Origin of the sequence: Rhizobium sp. L9 (assembly GCF_002531885.1) — a bacterium.
GTDB lineage: Bacteria > Pseudomonadota > Alphaproteobacteria > Rhizobiales > Rhizobiaceae > Rhizobium.
Genome location: NZ_NWSZ01000103.1, coordinates 1 through 678, shown reverse-complemented (window position 1 = coordinate 678; position 678 = coordinate 1). Strand labels below are relative to the sequence as shown.

Annotated in this window: 1 pseudogene; it reads left to right on the top strand. The window is 59.6% G+C overall.

What is annotated here, in order from left to right:
• Positions 1-65: 65 nt before the first annotated feature.
• A pseudogene (locus CO660_RS32470) lies at positions 66-533 on the top strand (ISNCY family transposase); the annotation flags it as partial.
• Positions 534-678: the final 145 nt, after the last annotated feature.

Here is a 678-nt window from a genome sequence, read left to right as displayed (position 1 = left end):
ACAGCAGTTCATCGTGTCCGCTACCGATAGCCGACCGCTAAGCTGCTTCGCCAGATGGGGTCTGCTTGTCGCTTACGCTGCAGGATCGTCTGGTCAAGGAATTGCGACTGGCAGGCATCGACACCATGGAGGCAGGCAATGCGTTTCTGCCGGGCTTCATGGTGGACTACAATGGGCGGTTTGCGATTGTCCCTGCCCGATCCGATGACCTGCACCGGCCGGTAAATCTTGCACCGGATCGGTTGAAGGAGATCCTGTGCAAACGCGAGCAGCGCTATGTCGGGTCGCAGCTGACGTTTTCGTTTGAGCGCAAGCGGATCATGCTGGCGGAGAGCGACGTGACGCGCGGATTGGCTGGTCGCTATGTCGAGACCTATGCCTATGCCGACGGCCGGCTCGATGTGCGGTGGAAGGGACACTCCCTGCCCTACAAGGTGTTCGACAAGGACCAGCGGGTGACGCATGCGGCGATCGTCGAGAACAAGCGGCTCGGCGATGTTCTGGCCTATATCAAGGAGCGGCAGGAGCAGCAATCGGTAAGCGGCCGGTGAGGGCCGTCTTGCGAGGTTGAGACGAACATCGGAAGTCCTAGTGCAAACACTGTAAGCGACAAGCAGACCCCATCTGGCGAAGCAGCTTAGCGGTCGGCTATCGGTAGCGGACACGATGAACTGCTGT